Source organism: Pseudomonas sp. Eth.TT006, assembly GCF_054456575.1.
Genome location: NZ_JBTJEN010000007.1, coordinates 40,064 through 59,148, shown reverse-complemented (window position 1 = coordinate 59,148; position 19,085 = coordinate 40,064). Strand labels below are relative to the sequence as shown.

Here is a 19,085-nt window from a genome sequence, read left to right as displayed (position 1 = left end):
CAGTCATGGCCAAGCCAGTGTTCTCTGCGGATCAAACTCCCACGCCTGAAGCCTCTCGCCAGGATCAAGGGCTATTCCGTAACCATGCGCCGGTGCAGCGCGAAGGCTTGCGCAAGATGCTGCGGATCATGTGGAACATGATTTTCCACAAGCCGCGCAATACCCGGCCAGCCGCCGCGATTCCGGTGCAACCACTGACCCGTGAGGACCTGCTGGCAGCGCCCAATCACAGCGTTTACCGCCTCGGTCACTCGACACTGCTGCTGAAACTGCGCGACAAGTTCTGGATCACCGACCCGGTGTTCGCCGAGCGCGCTTCGCCGGTGCAGTGGGCCGGGCCGAAACGCTTTCATCAGCCACCGATCAGCATCGATCAGTTGCCGCCGATCGAAGCGGTGATCCTGTCGCACAATCACTACGACCACCTCGATTACCAGGCGGTACTGAAACTGGCGGCCAAGACCAACTACTTCCTGACTCCGCTGGGCGTCGGCGATACCCTGGCCAAATGGGGCATCGACGCCAGCAAGATTCGCCAATACGACTGGTGGCAAGGCACCGAAATCGCCGGCATCCGCTTCGTCGCCACGCCGTCGCAGCACTTCTCCGGTCGTGGTCTGTTCGACAGCAACGCCACCCTGTGGGCGTCGTGGGTGATGATCGACGGCGACACGCGGATCTTCTTCAGCGGCGACAGCGGCTACTTCGACGGCTTCAAACGCATCGGCGAACAGTACGGCCCGTTCGACCTGACCCTGATGGAAACCGGCGCCTACAACGTCGAATGGCCGCACGTGCACATGCAGCCGGAAGAAACCCTGCAAGCCCACCTCGACCTCAAGGGCCGCTGGCTGTTCCCGATCCACAACGGTACCTTCGACCTGGCGATGCACGCCTGGCACGAACCGTTCGACCGGATCCTGGCGCTGGCGTGGGAACGCAGTGTTTCGATCACCACGCCGCAGATGGGTGAGGCGTTCAATATTGCTCAACCGCAACGGGGGGAGGCATGGTGGTTGGCGGTTGAAGGGGAGAGTGAGGCGGTGGTGCAGAGCGCTTAACGAATCTCAGGTTAAGCAAACACCACTTCAATTCGGCCTTCTTTCCGCGATCGGGGGGCCGACTTCACTACGATCTGCACGTCTCGCCCGAGATGTGAAAGACATTCCATCATTTTCGCTTCACTGATCCCTCGAAATTTTCCTCGTAGCATTCCGGACAGTTTTGGCTGGGATAGTCCAAGGATTTCAGACGCCTGAATCTGGGTAAGATGACGAGCCTTGATGATCTCGCCGATTTTCGCCGCGAGCTGCGACTTAACCTGCATTTCACTGGGATTGGGTAATTCGAGGTCTTGGTAGACGTTCCCGCTACCTTCTTCAATTTCTATCATTTTCTGATCCTTTCGCGTGATCCTGAGCGGCTCGAAGTCGGTTTCGGATCAGCTCAATGTCGGACTGAGCCGTTTTGATCCCGTTAGTCGACTTCTTCTGAAAGCAGTGCAATACATAAATGGCACTGCCGAAGCGAACCGTATAAATGGCACGGTAGGTATTGGTGTCGAAATCTTCGATCAGCTCCAGTACACCTGCGCCTCCAAACCCTTTCAGGGGTTTTGCATCCGGATGCTTCAAACCACTCTGGGCCAAATCCAGTGCATAACCAAAAACATCCTGTACGTCTGTGGGCATCTGCTTGAGATCTTTCTTGCTGCTGCAAACCCACAAGAGCGGCTTCCTTGCACTCATGCGAAAATATACCTATTTAGGAATAAAGATCAACTTGCCTTTTCAATCAGCCATCGCGAAATCCCCGCGCCCCACTGACTCCGATGTCGCGCTCATCACACTCACCGATCGCCCCGGCGCAAACCCCGGAAAGAACACCATCCCCTGCGCCTCAAACCGATAAGCCAGCGCCAGCCGCGCCGCATCCGCCACGTCCTGCTGCGCTTCAAAGCGCTGAATGTCGTCCACCGCCACTTCGGCCTCACGCGACAGCTGTTCCACGCTCCAGCCCAGCATCGCTCGGGCCTGGACGCAGTGCGTTGGGGTGAACTGGAAAAGGGCAATGCGTTCGAGGATGTGGTTCATCGCAAGAGAGGCCATGGTGTGTGCTCCGGGCTCAAAAGTGCTGATTGAAAATGTACTGTGTTTTTGTACAGTTGTTTTCGGCCGGGATCAAACGCATTTTTTGATTTGCCCTAGTTCGCCGCCTCCAACCAGACGGACGGTGCCTGTCCGAGGATCCGTCGGAACATGGTCGAGAACGCCGCCGGGCTCTCATAGCCGAAGTCCAGGGCGATCCGCGTCACCGCTTCGCCCGCCGCCAGTCGTGCCAGCGCCAGTACCACGCAAGCCTGTTGCCGCCATTGGCTGAAGCTCAACCCGGTCTGCTGCCGAAACAATCTGTTGAAGGTGCGCAAGCTTACGTGCAACTGATCGGCCCATTCTTGTGGTGTTTGGTGGGCGTCAGGGCGATGCAGAAAGCTCTGACACAGCGCGAGCAACTTTCCGTCAGTCGGCAGCGGAATGTGCAGGGGCAGGGGCGCACTGCGCTCCAGTTCATGCAACAACAACTCGATCAGCGCGCCATCGCGTCCGTGGAGCTCATACATCAGCGGCACTTCCACCGCGTCCATCAACAAGTGGCGCATCAACGGCGACACACTGATCACCTGACAGCGCTGACCCAAATCCACCGTGCCCGGCTCGATGTAAAGACTGCGCGTGCTCACCCCGAGCATCAGCACTTCATGCGCCACCCCCGGCGGAATCCACACCGCCCGCTGCGGCGGCACCACCCAGTTACCGTCATGGGTGCGAACCTGCATCACCCCGGTCGCGCCGTACAACAATTGCGCCCGCCTATGCGTATGAAACGGCAACAGATGGCCGTGGGAATAATCCGTACCGATCGCCACCACCGCACGCGGCGTGTCGTCCAGCCGATTGATCGAAACATTGCGCATCGAGCGATTCCCGGTGGTTGGCGTAAACGCAAACATTATTGGCTGAGTTGCTGATGCGGGCCAAGTGAGATCGCTCTATCGTCGACGGCTCCCCATCACCGGAAGCCGCGCATGTTCTACCTTCTGCTCACCCTGTTCGGCTGCCTGAGCGGCATCACCGCCGTGCTGTTCGGCTTCGGCGGCGGCTTCGTCGTCGTGCCGCTGCTGTACCGCCTGCTCAGCGCCAGCCACGGCGCTGACGACACCATCGGCCAATCGGCAATGCACATCGCCGTTGCCACCTCGACCTGCGTGATGATCGTCAACGCACTGATCGCCACCGACAAACACCGCCGCGCCGGCAACCTGATTCGCCATTACCTGTGGCCGCTCGGCGGCTTTATCGCTTTGGGTGCGACCTTCGGCGCGATAGGTGCGGTGTGGGTTAGCGGCGACGTCATTCGCTACGCCTTCATCGCCTACCTCGGCGTGACCATCCTCGACTGCCTGTTCAGACGCGGCTTCCTCACCCGCAGCGAAGACGTCATCCCGCGCCGACTCAGCAGCACAGAAACCTCCGCCGGCGGAGTAGGCATCGGCGCCATCGCTACCTTCCTCGGTGTAGGAGGAAGCGTCATGACCGTGCCACTCTTGCGTCGCTGCGGGTTGAGCATGTCCCAGGCCACCTCCATGGCGAACCCGCTGAGTGTGCCGGTGGCAGTAGCGGGGACGCTGACGTATATGGCGCTGGCCGGTTTCAGCGAAACGGATCTGGGCGCGTGGTTTGTCGGGTATGTGGATTTGCTGGCGTTTGCGGCGCTGACGCTGGGGTCATTGTTGGGGATTCGTTTGGCAGCGCCATGGATCGGGCGGATTCCGGATCGGCTGCATGCGCGGGTGTATATCGCGCTGCTGATCCTCGTGGTGCTGGGCATGTTGCTCAAGTAGAGCCTCGATTCCTGCTCGCATCCTCTGCATAATCCGTAGCCTCATTCACTCAGGGATCGATCCATGCTCAAGGGACTGTTGCGCCTGGCGCCATACGCTGCGGCGCTGTTCACACTGATTTCCACCGCCCATGCCGAAGATGGCCGCCGTGTGTTCACCGGCACACTGGGCAAGATGCCGATTGTGCTGGAGCTCAACACCATGCAACAGGACGAAGTCACTGGCCGTTACTTCTATGAGAAATATCACCGCGACCTCGAACTTAGCGGTTCGCTGCAAGACAGCACGTTGAACCTGGTGGAAGGCAACAACCGCTATGGCGACGACAAGCCGCTGCCGACCCTGAAGTTGAAATCCACCGCCAACGGCTGGCAGGGCGAATGGCAAAACCCCAAGGGCAAAAAGTTGCCGGTGCAACTGAGCGAAGCCAAACTGCCTGCGCCAAGCGCAACGACGCTGCCGTTTGTTGCCACGTTGCCGAAAGATGATCCGTACGAGTATCTGCGCTTACAGGGGCTCAAACTCAAAGCGGAGAAGAAAGAAAACTTCATGGGCTACGACCTGCAATGGTGGACGGAGCCTGAGTCGAAGATTTCGTTGTTCAGTGTCGAGTCGGGGTATACGCAGGAAGAGCGGCAGCGGATCAATAACCTTCTGCTTGGCCGGCTTTGGGCTGAAGTCATCGACTATCACCGCTGCATGCTGGATGGCGGGGAATACGCCGAGTTCGATCAAGGCGCTGCGCCGGAGTTTCTCTCGCCAGACGTCGTCAGCCTGGACATCTCCACCAGTTACAGCTGCGGCGGTGCGCACCCGGATTTCGGCAGTTCGCCGATCAACCTCGATGTCCACACTGGCAAGTTGTTGCAACTCAAAGATGTGCTATGGATCGGTGAACCGAATAACTCGGCCACCGAATACGATCAGATGAAAGTCATGGCGCCGTGGCTGGTTCAGCAGTTTACCAAGTTGTACCCCAACGAAATGAAAAAGCCCGCCGATGAAGACGGCGACTGCGATTACTCCAATGAAGACGTCTGGGGTTCTTCCAACTGGCACTTCACGCCGAAGGGGCTGTACCTGGGCGCTTACTTCGCCCGTTACCAACGCAACTGCGACGATCCCGATTGGTCAGTGCTGCCGTACTCGCTGGTGAACCAGCATCGTGGCGCGGCAAAACTGCAACTGCCCAAAGACTGACCGTCACGCCAACCCCGGCGCTTCCCGCACAATGAAGTGATCCAGGTTCTCGATGTTGGCACTGAACACCCCGAACGTCTGTTCGGGGTTTTTCTTGCTCGGCACCTGCTTCAACTCCGGCGTCACGCCATAGAAGAAACAGAACAACTCCTTGTCACTGTCGATCGCGTGCTTGATCTCCTGCAGAAACGCTTTGCGCTTGCGGTAGTTGTCGATCAACTTCTTGCTCAAGTACACGTTCACCGAATACGGCTTCTTCTTCGCCTCATCCGCCCGCTTGAACCAGACCTTCTGCTCGAAATCGATACGAAAACTCTGGGTGTAATCCTTGATCTCCTTGATCTTGCCCCAGTAAATCAGCCCCTTGTTATCCGTCAGATACTCGATCTTCTTGAAGAACGAGCCATACGGCGCCGTGTGCTCGCCAATCTTCAACGGCATGCGCTTGAGCAACTCCTTGTCGGCGAAGTTCGACACAAAGCACTCCACCGGATGCGCAAACACACTGGTCTTGTCCGGCGCCGTCTCGCGGCTCGTTGATTCCTTACCACTGTCCGACGCCGCCCGCACCGGATCATCGCGCAATACATCCGCCGCTCCCGCAGGCGCAGCCGGCTTGCGCACATACTCACGCCGCGTCAGCAACAACTCCGATGGGAAATGCTCCTCACGACCGTCATCCGTCTCGCCATCCGCCGTTTCAACACCGGATGCTGAAGCCTTCAAACTCACATACGGACAACCCGCTACATGCTGCGTCGTGGGCAGATTCTTGAAGTGCGGTGTGCGCACGTAATTCACATTCTTGGCGTTGAACGTGCCCAGCTCGTTTGAGGCATTAAACGCCGAACGACAGGCATCGTTGGGGCACTGGAAGTGTTCTTTCGCGGAGTCGAACGCTACCGTCTCATCGAAATTGAGATCGCGAACGTCATAGATCGACAACTTGTCGTCGAGGCTGAGGCAGTAGGCGAGGTCGAATTTCATGGTGGGGCTCGGATCCTTGAGTGGGGGAGGGGTATTAATAGCGGGAGGTGGCGCGGGTTGCACTGATTGTTTTCAGGATGATGCGGAATCTGTGGGAGACAGCGTGCTGGCGATTTCAGGCATCAACTCAGTCCTGCTGCCAGATACTCACTTTGCAGCAACACATTTCAATTGTGGTGAGGGGATTTATCCCCGATGGGCAGCGGAGCTGCCCCAAACATTCAGACCCACAAAAAATCCGCTGCTTGAACCTCAAGCAGCGGATCTTCAAATGATCAGCAACCTCGCAACAATCGCGAAGCCCTGCGCAACCATGATTCCTGCCGATTGAACGGATCCTGAGCCAACAAGCAGGGCATATCCCGTAACCGAATCCACGGCTCGTCCTGCCAGTGCAGCGTGCTCAACGACATCTGCGGCCAGCTCAAAACACTCAATGTCGGACGCTCCACCGAACGCGCCGGACGAGCGTCACGCAGCGCAGGCACAACCTGATGCGTCAGCCACTCACGGAGCTGCCGATACTCAGGACAGTAGTGATAGATCAGCAGTGCATACACACCGGACTCACTCACCATCATGTGGTCCTCGGCTTCGCCATAAGTCTCAACGCGCATTATCTGCCGCTGATCGGCGTCAAGTTTGCGCAACTGGCGCTCATCAAGATGTTTGCCCATCAACCGACCAAGCTCATGGACGCAGAACCACGCCTGGTTCTCAACCAGAAGGGCGTGCAAGTGGGTTTTATTGCGGGTGAAACGAGTCGGGAGAAGTGGTTCAGACATGGCATGCCTCCTGATCAAGAGGCACGGGATTCAAACGTCGGGTACAGCGATTCACCTTCATCATGAAGGTTGGATAGTCAGGCATTTCCATTTACCTCTGGCTGCTTTCTTAGGGCATTCGTTAGGGTGTCGGGAGCTAAGAAACCCACCAGAGACGGGCCGGACATATTCCCCTTTCGGGTCTTGTATTCGCCCACTCCCGACATAACGGGATTTTTCGCAGGCGTAGAGAAACCGCAGACGAAAAAGAGCCGCATGACTGTCGGGTGCGGAGGACCGCTCTGGTTTGCAGAGTTTCTTAGGCTCGGAGCTGAGGGTAGGGGCATCAGGGAGGGTCGTCAACCAGCGACTTTTCCTACTGGTCGTGAGGCGAAAGGAAACCTAGACAAAGACGCAGAGTAAATTATGCTGTGTTTATATCCAGTGCATGATCGCCATCGAATCCCGCTGCTCCCATATCCGTGTCGCCACGACTCATCTCACGGAATCCAGGAAATTTCATTTACTTTGAAGTTTTGCGGGCTAGAATGGTGACCATTCGTCACAGCTTTGACCCAGAGGAATTTCGGGCTCATGAATCTTTTTGAAACACCGTCTTTTGAATCCATGAGCGAAGCAACCTCGGATTCGTACGAGCCTGATACCCATCCCGTAACTGACTTGGCGCTGCTGCATAAACTGCTGGAAATCTATGACCAAGGTCAGCTGGCCGACATTCTCAACGATGTGAGCCCAAGCCACTGGTGCCGTGAAACCATCAATCGCTGGATCAAGGGAAAGGCCTCTCCGAAGCTCTCCCATATTGAGTTCACTCGTCTCAAGGATCTTTTGCCCAAGCGTTTGAACCACAAACCTTCATTCACCTTTATCGATCTCTTTGCCGGTATTGGCGGTATCAGGAAAGGGTTTGAAGCCATCGGTGGCGAGTGCTTGTTCACATCCGAATGGAACAAGTACGCCGTTAAAACGTACAAAGCGAACCACTATTGCGATCCTGCCCGTCATCGCTTCAATCTCGATATTCGCTCCGTCACGCTTTCTGACAAGCCCGAAATCAGTGACGAGGAAGCCTACAAGAATATTGATCGTGAAATTCCTGATCACGATGTTCTGTTGGCAGGCTTTCCATGCCAGCCGTTTTCGCTTGCAGGTGTTTCCAAGAAGAACTCACTAGGGCGTAAGCACGGTTTCGAGTGCGAGACCCAAGGCACTCTGTTTTTCGACGTGGCGCGGATTATCGCCGCAAAACGCCCGGCAGCATTTTTGCTTGAAAACGTGAAAAACCTGAAAAGTCATGACAAGGGCAATACGTTCCGGATCATCTGCGAAGCGTTGGATGAACTGGGCTACGAGGTCGCGGATGTAAATGCGCCAAAGGGATCAGATCCGAAGGTCATTGATGCCAGACATTTCGTGCCACAGCATCGTGAGCGAATCGTGCTGGTCGGCTTCCGGCGCGACTTGAATGTTCACCAAGGATTCACACTGAGCGACATCAGTAAACTCATACCGAAGCAGCGACCTAGCTTTGGGGATCTGCTTGATAAGGAAGTGGACGAAAAATACATCCTTACACCGAAGCTTTGGGATTACCTCTATCGGTATGCAGAGAAGCACCGTGAGAAAGGCAATGGCTTTGGCTTTGGCTTGACTCGTCCAAACGATGTTGCTCGTACGCTTTCGGCGAGATATCACAAGGATGGTTCGGAAATCTTGGTTGACCGCGGCTTTGTCGATACTTTGGACTTCAACAGCGAATTGAATCAGCTCAATCGCCCTCGTCGACTGACACCGCACGAGTGCTCGCGTCTGATGGGTTTTGACAAGCCGGGGGAAAGCAAATTTGTGATTCCTGTCTCCGATACTCAAGCGTATCGACAGTTTGGTAACTCCGTGGCGGTTCCTGTTTTTGAGGCTGTGGCTCGGTTGATGAAGGACCGCATTTTGGCGGCGAAGGAAAAAACTGCTGATAAGGAGCGGCCGCAGTTGGAGTTTGCTCTTCCTGAGTAATCAGTTGCACCGCCTTTCGCTCTCGATGATTGATGCGCAAAGACCTGACACCAGCTGCAGGGCTTTGCGACATCACATACATACCTCCGCTTGAGGCTTCTCTCAGAAAGACAATTCTGCGAATCTGTCGGAAATACTTTCCTTTCGACACCTCAATTGTTCAGCGGCCTTACCCATGACAAGCTTTTCCCAATGGATTGAAGACAAGAATCAAGATGAATGGTGGATATTCATCAAGCGGCTTTCAGCCAACGACACAGGTCTTACGGGGGGTAACGGCGTAGGTATTTATGTACCCAAAGCTGTTGTAGCGACAGCACTACCGTCCATTTCAAGCACCTGCTGTCAAAATCCTGATTGCAGTCTGACTGCACAAATCACGTCACATGGTCTTCCCGAGCAAACGCTGAGGGGCATCTACTACAACAATCGTCATTTCGAAGGCCCAGGATCACGCAACGAGCATCGTTTGACGAGATGGAATACAGATTTTAGAAACAGCCCTGCTCAAGATCCCGAGAATACCGGTGCGTTAGCTATTTTTGCTTTTCATGTACCTCATTTGGGGCTGGATTCCGAGTTTTTGGATATCTGGATCTGCAAAGGACTGGAAGAGGAGGAGTTTGTCGAGAGCAAGATTGGCGAAGTGATTCCCGGCAGTTCGCTTTTTGACAGAGGGGATCGGTTGTTTGCCGGCTTCGCTGCTGGTTCAGATAAAGAGCCTAGCCATGTTGTAATTCCTCCACTTTGGGAAGATAGATTCCCAAGTGGCGAAGAAATTATTGCCTATCTCCCCACTGTTTTTCGTTTCGGCAAGACAACGCCCGATGAGCTCATCATTGAACGGCGTGACAACGAGTACAAACTGTTCCGCCAGGTTGAAGAGCTTCATATTCTGCACCGAGTTCAGCAGGGGTTCGGTTCCGTTGACGAGTTTATGCAGGTGGCGAATTCGGTCAGCAATCGACGTAAATCGAGATCTGGAAGATCTTTAGAGATACATCTCGAGCACCTATTTCGGCAGTTCGGACTTGAACAATTTAGTTCCCAATGCAGAACTGAAGGGAACAAACGACCCGATTTTATCTTCCCCTCATGTGCTGACTATCATGACCCAGCGTACCCTCAGCAGAATCTGCGCATGCTGGCTGTCAAAACGACCTGCAAAGACCGCTGGCGCCAGGTTTTAAATGAAGCCAATAGAGTGGAGCAGATTCACCTTTTTACGCTTCAGGAGGGCGTTTCTCCTCATCAGTTTGCAGAGATGAAGGATGAGAATGTCAAACTAGTGGTTCCTAAACCACTGCATACGAAATACCCGGATGAAGTGCGTGGGCAGCTTATGACGCTGAATGACTTTATTGTGGAAGCCAAAGATATACGCTGACATCCCTTGTCACGGACATCTTCGAGGGGGAGCAAGGGATATTCGTTTCATTCCCCCCTCGATGCATGGTCAAGGTGTTTAGTTCTATAGGCTGCGCGGCTAATCTGGTATAGCGACGAGGTTTCTAGGTGGAATTGGCGTGGACATAGTTGACTCGGCAACTCGCTCCAGAATGATGTCCGGCATTCGCGGAAAGAATACCGCCCCGGAAATGTTGGTCAGAAGGTTCCTGCATGCGCGGGGCTATCGGTATCGGATCCATCGGAAAGACCTTCCTGGAAAGCCTGATCTTGTACTTCCTCGTCTGAAAGTCTGCATTTTTGTCCATGGTTGCTTCTGGCATCGTCATCCGGGTTGCGCCTACGCAACTACTCCGAAAACACGTCATGAATTCTGGCAAGAAAAATTTCAAAAGAATGTGATCAGAGATTTAGCCAACATCCAGGCACTTGAATCTGCCGGGTGGCATGTTCTGATAGTTTGGGAATGCTGTCTTAAGAATGACCCCGATACTTTGGAGGCGCTGGCTGAGAAATTGCGTGTGATCGCTTTACACCAGACAGCTTAATGATGGTGTGGGCAGAGAGCGTTGGGTGAGTTCGAGAAAAATGCTTATTCTGTAGCAAAAAAATCGGCTCTTCCTTGAGCCGATGCGATTAGCCCTTCGGAGGGAAAGGGTCATCGCCATAGGTGTTGCGCTCTCGAATTTGCCCATTCTGTCCATGAATGAACATTTCGCTGCCTTGGTTCTTTGCGATCTCGCGCGCGAGCTGGATAGCCTCCGCTTGCGTGTCCACAACTTTTGTAGCCTTCGAGTTGCCCGCGCCTTTCACGGCCCAGTCGTCTCCATGTGGTACTACATGCTGATTTTTCTTGGACATGATAAGGATCCTATCAATATGGATGTCTGAGCTTTGGCAAAATTGCCTAGCTCGCCGATGTGCTATGGAAATAGGATTTCGTACGAAACCCAATCTCCGACGATCAGCCGTTGACACCGCTCAAAGGTCGTCCATAATCACGTCCCGCATTTCCCAAATGCTTTCGTGATTGTGGGTTCCCCCGATTACGGCCCGTACAAGTGGGCTTTGTTCACCAGTACGGTCAAGACTCACAGCATCCGCGCCAACGGTTGCTGTGGGTTCCTTGTTTTTACCCCTCATCTTTTCGCAATCTCTCGAAAGCAGACGCAGAGGCTACTTGCAGCTATTTCTGTGCTGAATGCTGAGCGGTTAGCAGCTGTCCGCGAGATACGTCAAACTGAAGCCGCTAATCGTAATGACAGCAGCTTCGTTCTGACCTGATTCAAACTCACAAAAAACACGAAGGGCTTACAGCCTCGTCGATGTTTCAGGCTGCGCACTCAGAAATCAATCCCAGCTCAACGCCCCACCAGTCTGATACTCAATAACTCTCGTCTCAAAGAAATTCTTCTCTTTCTTCAAGTCCATAATCTCGCTCATCCAAGGGAACGGGTTGGTAGTCCCTGGGTATTCCTCTTTCAAACCAATCTGCGACAACCGACGGTTAGCGATGAACTTCAGATAATCCTCCATCATCGCCGCATTCATGCCCAACACGCCGCGAGGCATGGTATCCCGCGCGTATTCGATCTCCAGCTGCGTACCTTGCAGAATCATCTGGGTCGCTTCTTCCTTCATCTCGGCATCCCACAGGTGTGGGTTTTCGATTTTGATCTGGTTGATCACGTCGATGCCGAAGTTCAGGTGCATGGATTCGTCGCGCAGGATGTACTGGAACTGCTCGGCGACGCCGGTCATTTTGTTGCGGCGGCCCATGGAGAGGATCTGGGTGAAGCCGCAGTAGAAGAAGATGCCTTCCAGAACGCAGTAGTAGGCGATCAGGTTGCGCAGCAGTTCTTTGTCGGTGTCCGGGGTGCCGGTTTCGAATTTCGGATCGGAGATCGAACGGGTGTATTTCAGGCCCCAGGCGGCTTTTTTCGCGACTGACGGGATCTCGTGGTACATGTTGAAGATCTCGCCTTCATCCATGGCCAGCGATTCGATGCAGTACTGGTAGGCGTGGGTGTGGATCGCCTCTTCGAAGGCCTGGCGCAGGATGTACTGGCGGCATTCCGGGTTGGTGATCAGGCGGTACACGGCCAGCACCAGGTTGTTGGCAACCAGGGAGTCGGCGGTGGAGAAGAAGCCGAGGTTGCGCATCACGATGCGGCGCTCGTCGTCGGTCAGGCCTTCCGGGTTTTTCCAGAGGGCGATGTCGGCGGTCATGTTGACTTCTTGCGGCATCCAGTGGTTTGCGCAGCCGTCCAGGTACTTCTGCCAGGCCCAGTCGTACTTGAACGGTACGAGTTGGTTGAGGTCGGCGCGGCAGTTGATCATGCGCTTTTCGTCAACGGCGACGCGGGCGGAGGCGCCTTCGAGTTCGGCGAGGCCTTCGGCGACGTCGAGGGAATCCAGTGCAGCCTTGGCGCGGGCCACGGCGGCCGAGTCGTCGGCGGTCACGGCGCGGGCTTCCAGTGCGGCGGCACCGCCGGCGCTGTCGAGGCGGTCCATGTTGGCTTCAGTCGCGTGGCCGGCGTTGGCGCCTTTGGCTACGGTTTCTGCACTGTCTTCTTTATCGAATTCGTCCCAGCTCAGCATGACGTGTCGTCTCCTGCGTGAGGGCCTGTCGCCCCGTGTGAAACCTGATGGGTTGGTGGTTCACACGGTCGTACAGACCGCGTTGGATCTTAAGGAATCGTTTTTTGCGGCAGCCAAGGCAGGCAATAAAACAGAATTTTGTCCGGGTTTCCGAGAGCCTCTGACGGGCGCAGATCAGCGTGAACGCTGCTGCGGGGCTTCAGAATGGCTTTGATCCCTGTAAGGGAATATTGCTGACCCGATTAGGGCGGCATTATAGGGAAAAAAATGTGGTCGTGGGGGAGGGCGAAACAGCGCAGGGCGTTTGATCGGGAGGGGGATTTGAGTCGGAGCGAGGGTTTACAGGGCTTTCGCCGATGTCGGTCTGCGAGAAATTTTTTTCATTATTTTTTCTGCGCGGCGCTGGTTGCTCAAGAAATGAGCAAAAAAACGGGTTTTTCACTATATCTTGTGTTTTGCAAGCCTTTTGAGCGACTGCAGACACAACTGAGCCCGACCGAAGCCGGGCTGGAATCGACCCTCAAATACCGCGCTGAGCGATCCGATTCGGTGCAGTCTCAATCATCAATTGGTGCAGCCATTACCCATGACGCTGTAACGCAGGATGTGCCGCTGACCCTTGGAGTCGTCGTACTCCATTGTCGCCGGTACTACTTCGCAGACATTGGGTATTTCGCTCATGGATACAACTTTGGCGATGTCCAGGTGTGTGGAGTAAGTGTATTCCTCGATAGCCGGTTGTTGCTGTGCGACATCAGTCGGGACCTCGTCTGCCATGGCGGTTGCGCACAGACTGCTGAGGGCCAGAACCAATAAAGCTTTCATTTCAGATTTACCTTTTTGCGGTCGAGTGGGGTCACGCAACCTTTTTGGGGTTGCGTGTGGAACTTCATCGTTTGCAGTTATTACTTCAGAGCTGGATTAACGGCCTTCGTGGGGGCTGTAACGTTGTTAATCGCGTTTGCCGGTTGGCGATGCAGATTTTAGAGCGGTGGGGTGAGGGTAAACAGGTGCGGTTTTGATAAACACTTTTGGCATATTTGGTAACAATCGCTCGCAAAAACACCGTCAGCCCTTGTAGGAGCTGCCGAAGGCTGCGATCTTTTGCCTTTGATTTTTGCCAGGCAAGATCAAAAGATCGCAGCCTGCGGCAGCTCCTACAACCATCGTCGAATGGTTCTATGGACCCGCCCCGGGCTACAACGGGGTCATACAAAAACAACTATTCCACCGAGGTAAGAAAGATGAGTGCGGCTTCTCTGTATCCCGTTCGTCCCGAGGTTCTGGCCAATACGCTGACTGACGAGGCGACCTACAAAGCCATGTACCAGCAGTCGGTCGTCAACCCTGACGGTTTCTGGCGCGAGCAAGCCAAGCGCCTCGACTGGATCAAGCCTTTCACCACGGTGAAGCAGACTTCCTTCGACGATCACCATGTCGACATCAAATGGTTCGCCGACGGCACCCTCAACGTTTCCTACAACTGCCTCGACCGCCATCTGGCCGAGCGCGGCGATCAGGTGGCGATCATCTGGGAAGGTGACGATCCTTCCGAAAGCCGCAACATCACCTACCGCGAACTGCACGAGCAAGTCTGCAAACTGGCCAACGCCCTGCGTGGTCAGGATGTGCACCGTGGCGACGTGGTGACTATCTATATGCCGATGATCCCCGAAGCCGTGGTCGCCATGCTGGCCTGCACCCGGATCGGCGCGATTCACTCGGTGGTGTTCGGCGGCTTCTCGCCGGAAGCCCTGGCCGGGCGCATCATCGACTGCCGCTCGAAAGTGGTGATCACCGCTGACGAAGGCATCCGCGCCGGCAAGAAGATTTCCCTGAAGGCCAACGTCGACGACGCACTGACCAACCCGGAAACCAACAGCATCCAGAAAGTCATCGTGTGCAAGCGCACTGGCGGCGACATCAAATGGAACCAGCATCGCGACATCTGGTACGAAGACCTGATGAAAGTGGCGGGCACCGTCTGCGCGCCGAAAGAGATGGGCGCTGAAGAGGCGCTGTTCATCCTCTACACCTCCGGTTCCACCGGCAAGCCGAAGGGCGTGCAGCACACCACCGGCGGTTATCTGCTGTACGCGGCGATGACCCACGAGCGCGTGTTCGACTACCGCCCGGGCGAAATCTACTGGTGCACCGCCGACGTCGGCTGGGTCACCGGCCACAGTTACATCGTCTACGGCCCGCTGGCCAATGGCGCGACCACCGTGCTGTTCGAAGGCGTGCCGAACTACCCGGACATCACCCGGGTGGCGAAGATCGTCGACAAGCACAAGGTCAACATCCTCTACACCGCACCGACCGCGATCCGCGCAATGATGGCTTCCGGCACCGCCGCGGTTGAAGGCGCCGATGGCAGCAGCCTGCGTCTGCTCGGTTCGGTAGGCGAGCCGATCAACCCGGAAGCCTGGGACTGGTATTACAAGAATGTCGGCAAGTCGCGTTGCCCGATCGTCGATACCTGGTGGCAGACCGAGACCGGCGGCAACATGATGAGCCCGCTGCCGGGGGCGCATGCGCTGAAACCGGGTTCGGCGGCGCGTCCGTTCTTCGGTGTGGTGCCGGCGCTGGTGGACAACCTCGGCAACATCATCGAGGGCGAGGCTGAAGGCAATCTGGTGATTCTCGATTCGTGGCCGGGTCAGGCGCGGACGCTGTATGGCGATCACGATCGTTTCGTCGATACCTACTTCAAGACCTTCCGTGGCATGTACTTCACCGGTGACGGTGCGCGGCGTGATGCCGATGGTTACTACTGGATCACCGGGCGCGTGGATGACGTGCTCAACGTCTCCGGCCATCGCATGGGCACCGCCGAAATTGAAAGCGCGATGGTCGCTCACCCGAAAGTCGCCGAAGCGGCGGTGGTCGGTGTGCCGCACGACATCAAAGGGCAGGGCATTTATGTCTACGTCACCCTGAAGAATGGCGAGGAGCCGAGCGAGCAATTGCGCCTGGAGCTGAAGAACTGGGTGCGCAAGGAGATCGGCCCGATTGCTTCGCCGGACGTGATTCAGTGGGCGCCGGGCCTGCCGAAAACCCGTTCGGGCAAGATCATGCGGCGGATTCTGCGCAAGATTGCCACGGCGGAATACGATGGGTTGGGCGATATCTCGACCTTGGCCGATCCTGGTGTGGTGCAGCATTTGATTGATACGCACAAGACCATGAATGTGGCTTAAGTAGTGGCTTGATGTGCTGAAAAGCCCTGTTCGGTGTACGCCGGACAGGGCTTTTTTGTGGCTGCAGGTTTTGTGCTGGCTGGGCTGGCCTCTTCGCTGGCAAGCCAGCTCCCACAGGTTTTGTGGTGTGTTCAGATGATCGTTCCCACGCTCTGCGTGGGAATGCCTCCCTCGACGCTCTGCGTCGGCTCCGAGGACGCGGAGCGTCCTTTTCTGCATTCCCACGCGGAGCGTGGGAACGATCGGCGATCAATAATTATCGATTTCCCCCGTAAGACCTTTCCTGCTGTTACCCACCGCCTTCCACGTAACCGAATGTGTAACCGCCCGCGCCAAACCGGGGCGAAGGGAAACGCAACGCCCCGTTTTAGAGCCTCGAAACCGCTGTTTAAAAATAAGACGCCACGCTGCGCTTGCCGGATTAGAAGGGTTTGCGAATAATAGGCCCGCAATTTGCAGCATAGTTCGGTTCACTGTCTTTCGCTCTTGCATGAATTTGCAGGGCTGTCAATGTGCCTAGGCGGCTTTCTCTGTGCATCTGTAATTAGTTGTCGCATTGAAGAAATATCGGCTTCGGGCCTGTCGTTAGAATGCCGATCACCCGCTCATGGTGGCTGACGTTGAAACCCCCGAGGGTTTCGATGGGAAATTTCCCACCGATGCTGCGCCGCTTTCCCGATTCACCCATTCGCATATTGGGCTGTCGCTCACTCTGCCGTTTTTGCCCTTTACCGATGGAGTCCCAAGATGAAGAAACTTGTGCTGCTTGGCGCCCTGGCACTGTCCGTGCTGTCGCTGAATTGCTTCGCAGATGAAAAACCTCTGAAGATCGGTATCGAAGCGGCTTACCCTCCGTTCGCTTCCAAAGCCCCGGATGGCAGCATCGTTGGTTTCGACTACGACATCGGCAACGCCCTGTGCGAGCAGATGCAGGTCAAGTGCGTGTGGGTCGAGCAGGAATTCGACGGTCTGATCCCGGCACTGAAAGTGCGCAAGATCGACGCGATCCTGTCGTCGATGTCGATCACCGAAGACCGCAAGAAGTCCGTGGACTTCACCAACAAGTACTACAACACCCCGGCGCGCCTGGTCATGAAGCAAGGCACTGTTGTCAGCGACAACCTGTCTGAGCTCAAGGGCAAGAACATCGGCGTGCAGCGTGGTTCGATCCACGAGCGTTTCGCCCGCGAAGTCCTCGCCCCGCTGGGTGCCGAGATCAAGCCATACGGCTCGCAGAACGAAATCTACCTCGACGTGGCCGCCGGTCGCCTCGACGGCACCGTGGCTGACGCTACCTTGCTGCAGGACGGCTTCCTCAACACTGATTCGGGCAAAGGCTTCGCCTTCGTCGGCCCGCAGTTCACCGACGTCAAATACTTCGGCGACGGCGTAGGCATCGCGGTGCGCAAAGGCGACGCGCTGAAAGACAAGATCAACTCCGCCATCGCGGCCATCCGCGAAAACGGCAAATACAAAGCCATCCAGGACAAATACTTCGCCTTCGATATCTACGGCAAGTAACACGTCTCTGCGACAAGTCAGAAATGGCGCAAGCAACAGGGTCTCTGCGGTTTGCGCCATTTTTTCATCCCAACTTTCGAGGACCTGAATCATGTTGAAAGGCTACGGGGCTGTCATCCTCGATGGCGCATGGCTGACGCTTCAGCTCGCCTTGTCGTCCATGGCCCTGGCCATCGTTCTCGGGCTGATCGGGGTCGCCTTGCGCCTGTCGCCGATTCGCTGGCTGGCGTGGCTGGGCGACCTGTATTCCACGGTGATCCGCGGGATTCCCGACCTGGTGCTGATCCTGCTGATTTTCTACGGCGGTCAGGACCTGCTCAACCGCGTCGCCCCGATGCTTGGTTATGACGACTACATCGACCTGAACCCGCTGGCCGCCGGTATCGGCACCCTCGGTTTCATCTTCGGTGCGTACCTCTCGGAAACCTTCCGTGGCGCGTTCATGGCGATCCCCAAAGGTCAGGCCGAAGCCGGCATGGCCTACGGCATGAGCAGTTTTCAGGTGTTCTTCCGGGTGATGGTGCCGCAGATGATTCGCCTGGCGATTCCCGGTTTCACCAACAACTGGCTGGTGCTGACCAAGGCCACCGCGCTGATTTCCGTGGTCGGTCTGCAAGACATGATGTTCAAGGCCAAGCAGGCGGCAGACGCCACTCGCGAGCCTTTCACCTTCTTCCTCGCAGTGGCGGCGATGTATCTGGTGATCACCAGTGTTTCGTTGCTGGCGCTGCGTCACCTTGAGAAGCGCTACTCGGTAGGCGTAAGGGCGGCTGATCTATGATCTTCGACTACAACGTCATTTGGGAGGCGATGCCGCTGTACCTCGGCGGGCTGCTGACCACCCTGAAATTGCTCGCGCTGTCGCTGTTGTTCGGTCTGCTGGCGGCGCTGCCGCTGGGCCTGATGCGCGTCTCCAAGAACCCGATTGTCAACGGCGCCGCGTGGCTCTACACCTATGTGATTCGCGGCACGCCGATGCTGGTCCAGCTGTTTTTGATCTACTACGGTCTGGCGCAGTTTGAAGCGGTACGCGAAAGCTTCCTCTGGCCGTGGCTGTCCAGCGCGACGTTCTGTGCGTGCCTGGCTTTTGCGATCAACACCAGCGCCTACACCGCGGAAATCATCGCCGGCAGCCTCAAGGCCACGCCGAATGGCGAGATCGAAGCGGCCAAGGCCATGGGCATGTCGCGCTTCAAGATGTACAAGCGCATCCTGCTGCCATCGGCCCTGCGCCGGGCGCTGCCGCAGTACAGCAACGAAGTGATCATGATGCTGCAGACCACCAGTCTGGCGTCGATCGTGACCCTGATCGACATCACTGGCGCGGCGCGTACCGTCAACGCGCAGTACTACCTGCCGTTCGAGGCGTACATCACCGCCGGCCTGTTCTACCTGTGCCTGACCTTCATTCTGGTGCGCCTGTTCAAGCTGGCCGAACGGCGCTGGCTGAGCTACCTGGCCCCACGGAAGCACTGA

At 56.1% G+C, this 19,085-nt stretch carries 19 protein-coding genes; 10 read left to right on the top strand and 9 right to left on the bottom strand.

Annotation, left to right across the window (positions count from 1 at the left end):
• Nucleotides 1–5: 5 nt before the first annotated feature.
• Nucleotides 6–1,061, top strand: a complete 1,056-nt coding sequence (locus ACXR0M_RS13025; protein ID WP_458832253.1) for an MBL fold metallo-hydrolase — start codon at nt 6–8, stop codon at nt 1,059–1,061.
• An 11-nt stretch (nt 1,062–1,072) separates the two neighbouring features.
• Here ACXR0M_RS13025 and ACXR0M_RS13020 read toward each other — a convergent pair whose 3' ends face one another.
• The 4 genes from ACXR0M_RS13020 to ACXR0M_RS13005 form a co-directional block, all read right to left on the bottom strand.
• On the bottom strand, nt 1,073–1,393 hold the full coding sequence (locus tag ACXR0M_RS13020; protein WP_458832252.1) for a helix-turn-helix domain-containing protein: 321 nt from the start codon (nt 1,391–1,393) through the stop codon (nt 1,073–1,075).
• Nucleotides 1,380–1,748, bottom strand: coding sequence for a type II toxin-antitoxin system RelE/ParE family toxin (locus tag ACXR0M_RS13015; RefSeq protein WP_458832251.1), 369 nt, complete (start codon nt 1,746–1,748; stop codon nt 1,380–1,382). Before ACXR0M_RS13015 ends, ACXR0M_RS13020 begins: the two co-directional genes overlap by 14 nt.
• A gap of 42 nt (nt 1,749–1,790) precedes the next feature.
• Nucleotides 1,791–2,108, bottom strand: coding sequence for a helix-turn-helix domain-containing protein (locus ACXR0M_RS13010; RefSeq protein WP_458832250.1), 318 nt, complete (start codon nt 2,106–2,108; stop codon nt 1,791–1,793).
• A gap of 95 nt (nt 2,109–2,203) precedes the next feature.
• Nucleotides 2,204–2,971: an AraC family transcriptional regulator gene (locus ACXR0M_RS13005; RefSeq protein ID WP_458832249.1), complete on the bottom strand. Its 768-nt coding sequence runs from the start codon at nt 2,969–2,971 to the stop codon at nt 2,204–2,206.
• A 111-nt stretch (nt 2,972–3,082) separates the two neighbouring features.
• Between ACXR0M_RS13005 and ACXR0M_RS13000 the strand changes: the two genes are divergently transcribed.
• Both ACXR0M_RS13000 and ACXR0M_RS12995 read left to right on the top strand, forming a co-directional pair.
• Nucleotides 3,083–3,898: a sulfite exporter TauE/SafE family protein gene (locus tag ACXR0M_RS13000; RefSeq protein WP_458832248.1), complete on the top strand. Its 816-nt coding sequence runs from the start codon at nt 3,083–3,085 to the stop codon at nt 3,896–3,898.
• A gap of 63 nt (nt 3,899–3,961) precedes the next feature.
• Nucleotides 3,962–5,098 carry a hypothetical protein gene (locus tag ACXR0M_RS12995; protein ID WP_458832247.1) on the top strand — a complete coding sequence of 379 codons (1,137 nt, stop codon included), beginning with the start codon at nt 3,962–3,964 and terminating at the stop codon, nt 5,096–5,098.
• A 3-nt stretch (nt 5,099–5,101) separates the two neighbouring features.
• On the opposite strand, the gene ACXR0M_RS12990 is transcribed toward ACXR0M_RS12995, so the two are convergent.
• Together ACXR0M_RS12990 and ACXR0M_RS12985 are read right to left on the bottom strand one after the other, a co-directional pair.
• Nucleotides 5,102–6,085 carry a hypothetical protein gene (locus tag ACXR0M_RS12990; protein WP_458832246.1) on the bottom strand — a complete coding sequence of 328 codons (984 nt, stop codon included), beginning with the start codon at nt 6,083–6,085 and terminating at the stop codon, nt 5,102–5,104.
• A 275-nt stretch (nt 6,086–6,360) separates the two neighbouring features.
• On the bottom strand, nt 6,361–6,870 hold the full coding sequence (locus ACXR0M_RS12985; RefSeq protein ID WP_458832245.1) for a BRO-N domain-containing protein: 510 nt from the start codon (nt 6,868–6,870) through the stop codon (nt 6,361–6,363).
• 573 nt (nt 6,871–7,443) lie between these two features.
• Here ACXR0M_RS12985 and dcm point away from each other — a divergent pair.
• The 3 genes from dcm (at nt 7,444) to ACXR0M_RS12970 (ending at nt 10,835) form a co-directional block, all read left to right on the top strand.
• A complete protein-coding gene (dcm, locus tag ACXR0M_RS12980) occupies nt 7,444–8,880 on the top strand; it encodes a DNA (cytosine-5-)-methyltransferase (RefSeq protein WP_458832244.1) in 1,437 nt (478 codons plus the stop codon).
• Nucleotides 8,881–9,055: 175 nt separating this feature from the next.
• Nucleotides 9,056–10,267: a type II restriction endonuclease gene (locus ACXR0M_RS12975; protein ID WP_458832243.1), complete on the top strand. Its 1,212-nt coding sequence runs from the start codon at nt 9,056–9,058 to the stop codon at nt 10,265–10,267.
• Nucleotides 10,268–10,406: 139 nt separating this feature from the next.
• Nucleotides 10,407–10,835, top strand: a complete 429-nt coding sequence (locus ACXR0M_RS12970) for a very short patch repair endonuclease (RefSeq protein WP_458832242.1) — start codon at nt 10,407–10,409, stop codon at nt 10,833–10,835.
• Nucleotides 10,836–10,923: 88 nt separating this feature from the next.
• Here ACXR0M_RS12970 and ACXR0M_RS12965 read toward each other — a convergent pair whose 3' ends face one another.
• From ACXR0M_RS12965 to ACXR0M_RS12955, 3 genes are all read right to left on the bottom strand, one after another.
• The gene (locus tag ACXR0M_RS12965) at nt 10,924–11,148 is read right to left on the bottom strand and encodes a DUF2188 domain-containing protein (protein ID WP_458832241.1); all 225 of its coding nucleotides are present in this window, start codon (nt 11,146–11,148) and stop codon (nt 10,924–10,926) included.
• Between the two features lie 489 nt (nt 11,149–11,637).
• Nucleotides 11,638–12,888 carry a ribonucleotide-diphosphate reductase subunit beta gene (locus ACXR0M_RS12960; RefSeq protein WP_458832240.1) on the bottom strand — a complete coding sequence of 417 codons (1,251 nt, stop codon included), beginning with the start codon at nt 12,886–12,888 and terminating at the stop codon, nt 11,638–11,640.
• Between the two features lie 564 nt (nt 12,889–13,452).
• Nucleotides 13,453–13,713, bottom strand: coding sequence for a DUF2790 domain-containing protein (locus ACXR0M_RS12955; RefSeq protein WP_458832239.1), 261 nt, complete (start codon nt 13,711–13,713; stop codon nt 13,453–13,455).
• Between the two features lie 419 nt (nt 13,714–14,132).
• On the opposite strand from ACXR0M_RS12955, the gene acs reads away from it, so the two are divergent.
• The 4 genes from acs (at nt 14,133) to ACXR0M_RS12935 (ending at nt 19,085) form a co-directional block, all read left to right on the top strand.
• The gene (gene acs, locus ACXR0M_RS12950; RefSeq protein ID WP_458832238.1) at nt 14,133–16,088 is read left to right on the top strand and encodes an acetate--CoA ligase; all 1,956 of its coding nucleotides are present in this window, start codon (nt 14,133–14,135) and stop codon (nt 16,086–16,088) included.
• 747 nt (nt 16,089–16,835) lie between these two features.
• Nucleotides 16,836–17,609 carry an ABC transporter substrate-binding protein gene (locus ACXR0M_RS12945; RefSeq protein ID WP_458832237.1) on the top strand — a complete coding sequence of 258 codons (774 nt, stop codon included), beginning with the start codon at nt 16,836–16,838 and terminating at the stop codon, nt 17,607–17,609.
• 91 nt (nt 17,610–17,700) lie between these two features.
• Nucleotides 17,701–18,390 carry an ABC transporter permease gene (locus ACXR0M_RS12940; RefSeq protein ID WP_003227287.1) on the top strand — a complete coding sequence of 230 codons (690 nt, stop codon included), beginning with the start codon at nt 17,701–17,703 and terminating at the stop codon, nt 18,388–18,390.
• Complete coding sequence (locus tag ACXR0M_RS12935; protein ID WP_458832236.1) at nt 18,387–19,085, top strand: ABC transporter permease; 699 nt, start codon at nt 18,387–18,389, stop codon at nt 19,083–19,085. The genes ACXR0M_RS12940 and ACXR0M_RS12935 overlap by 4 nt, the downstream gene beginning before the upstream one ends.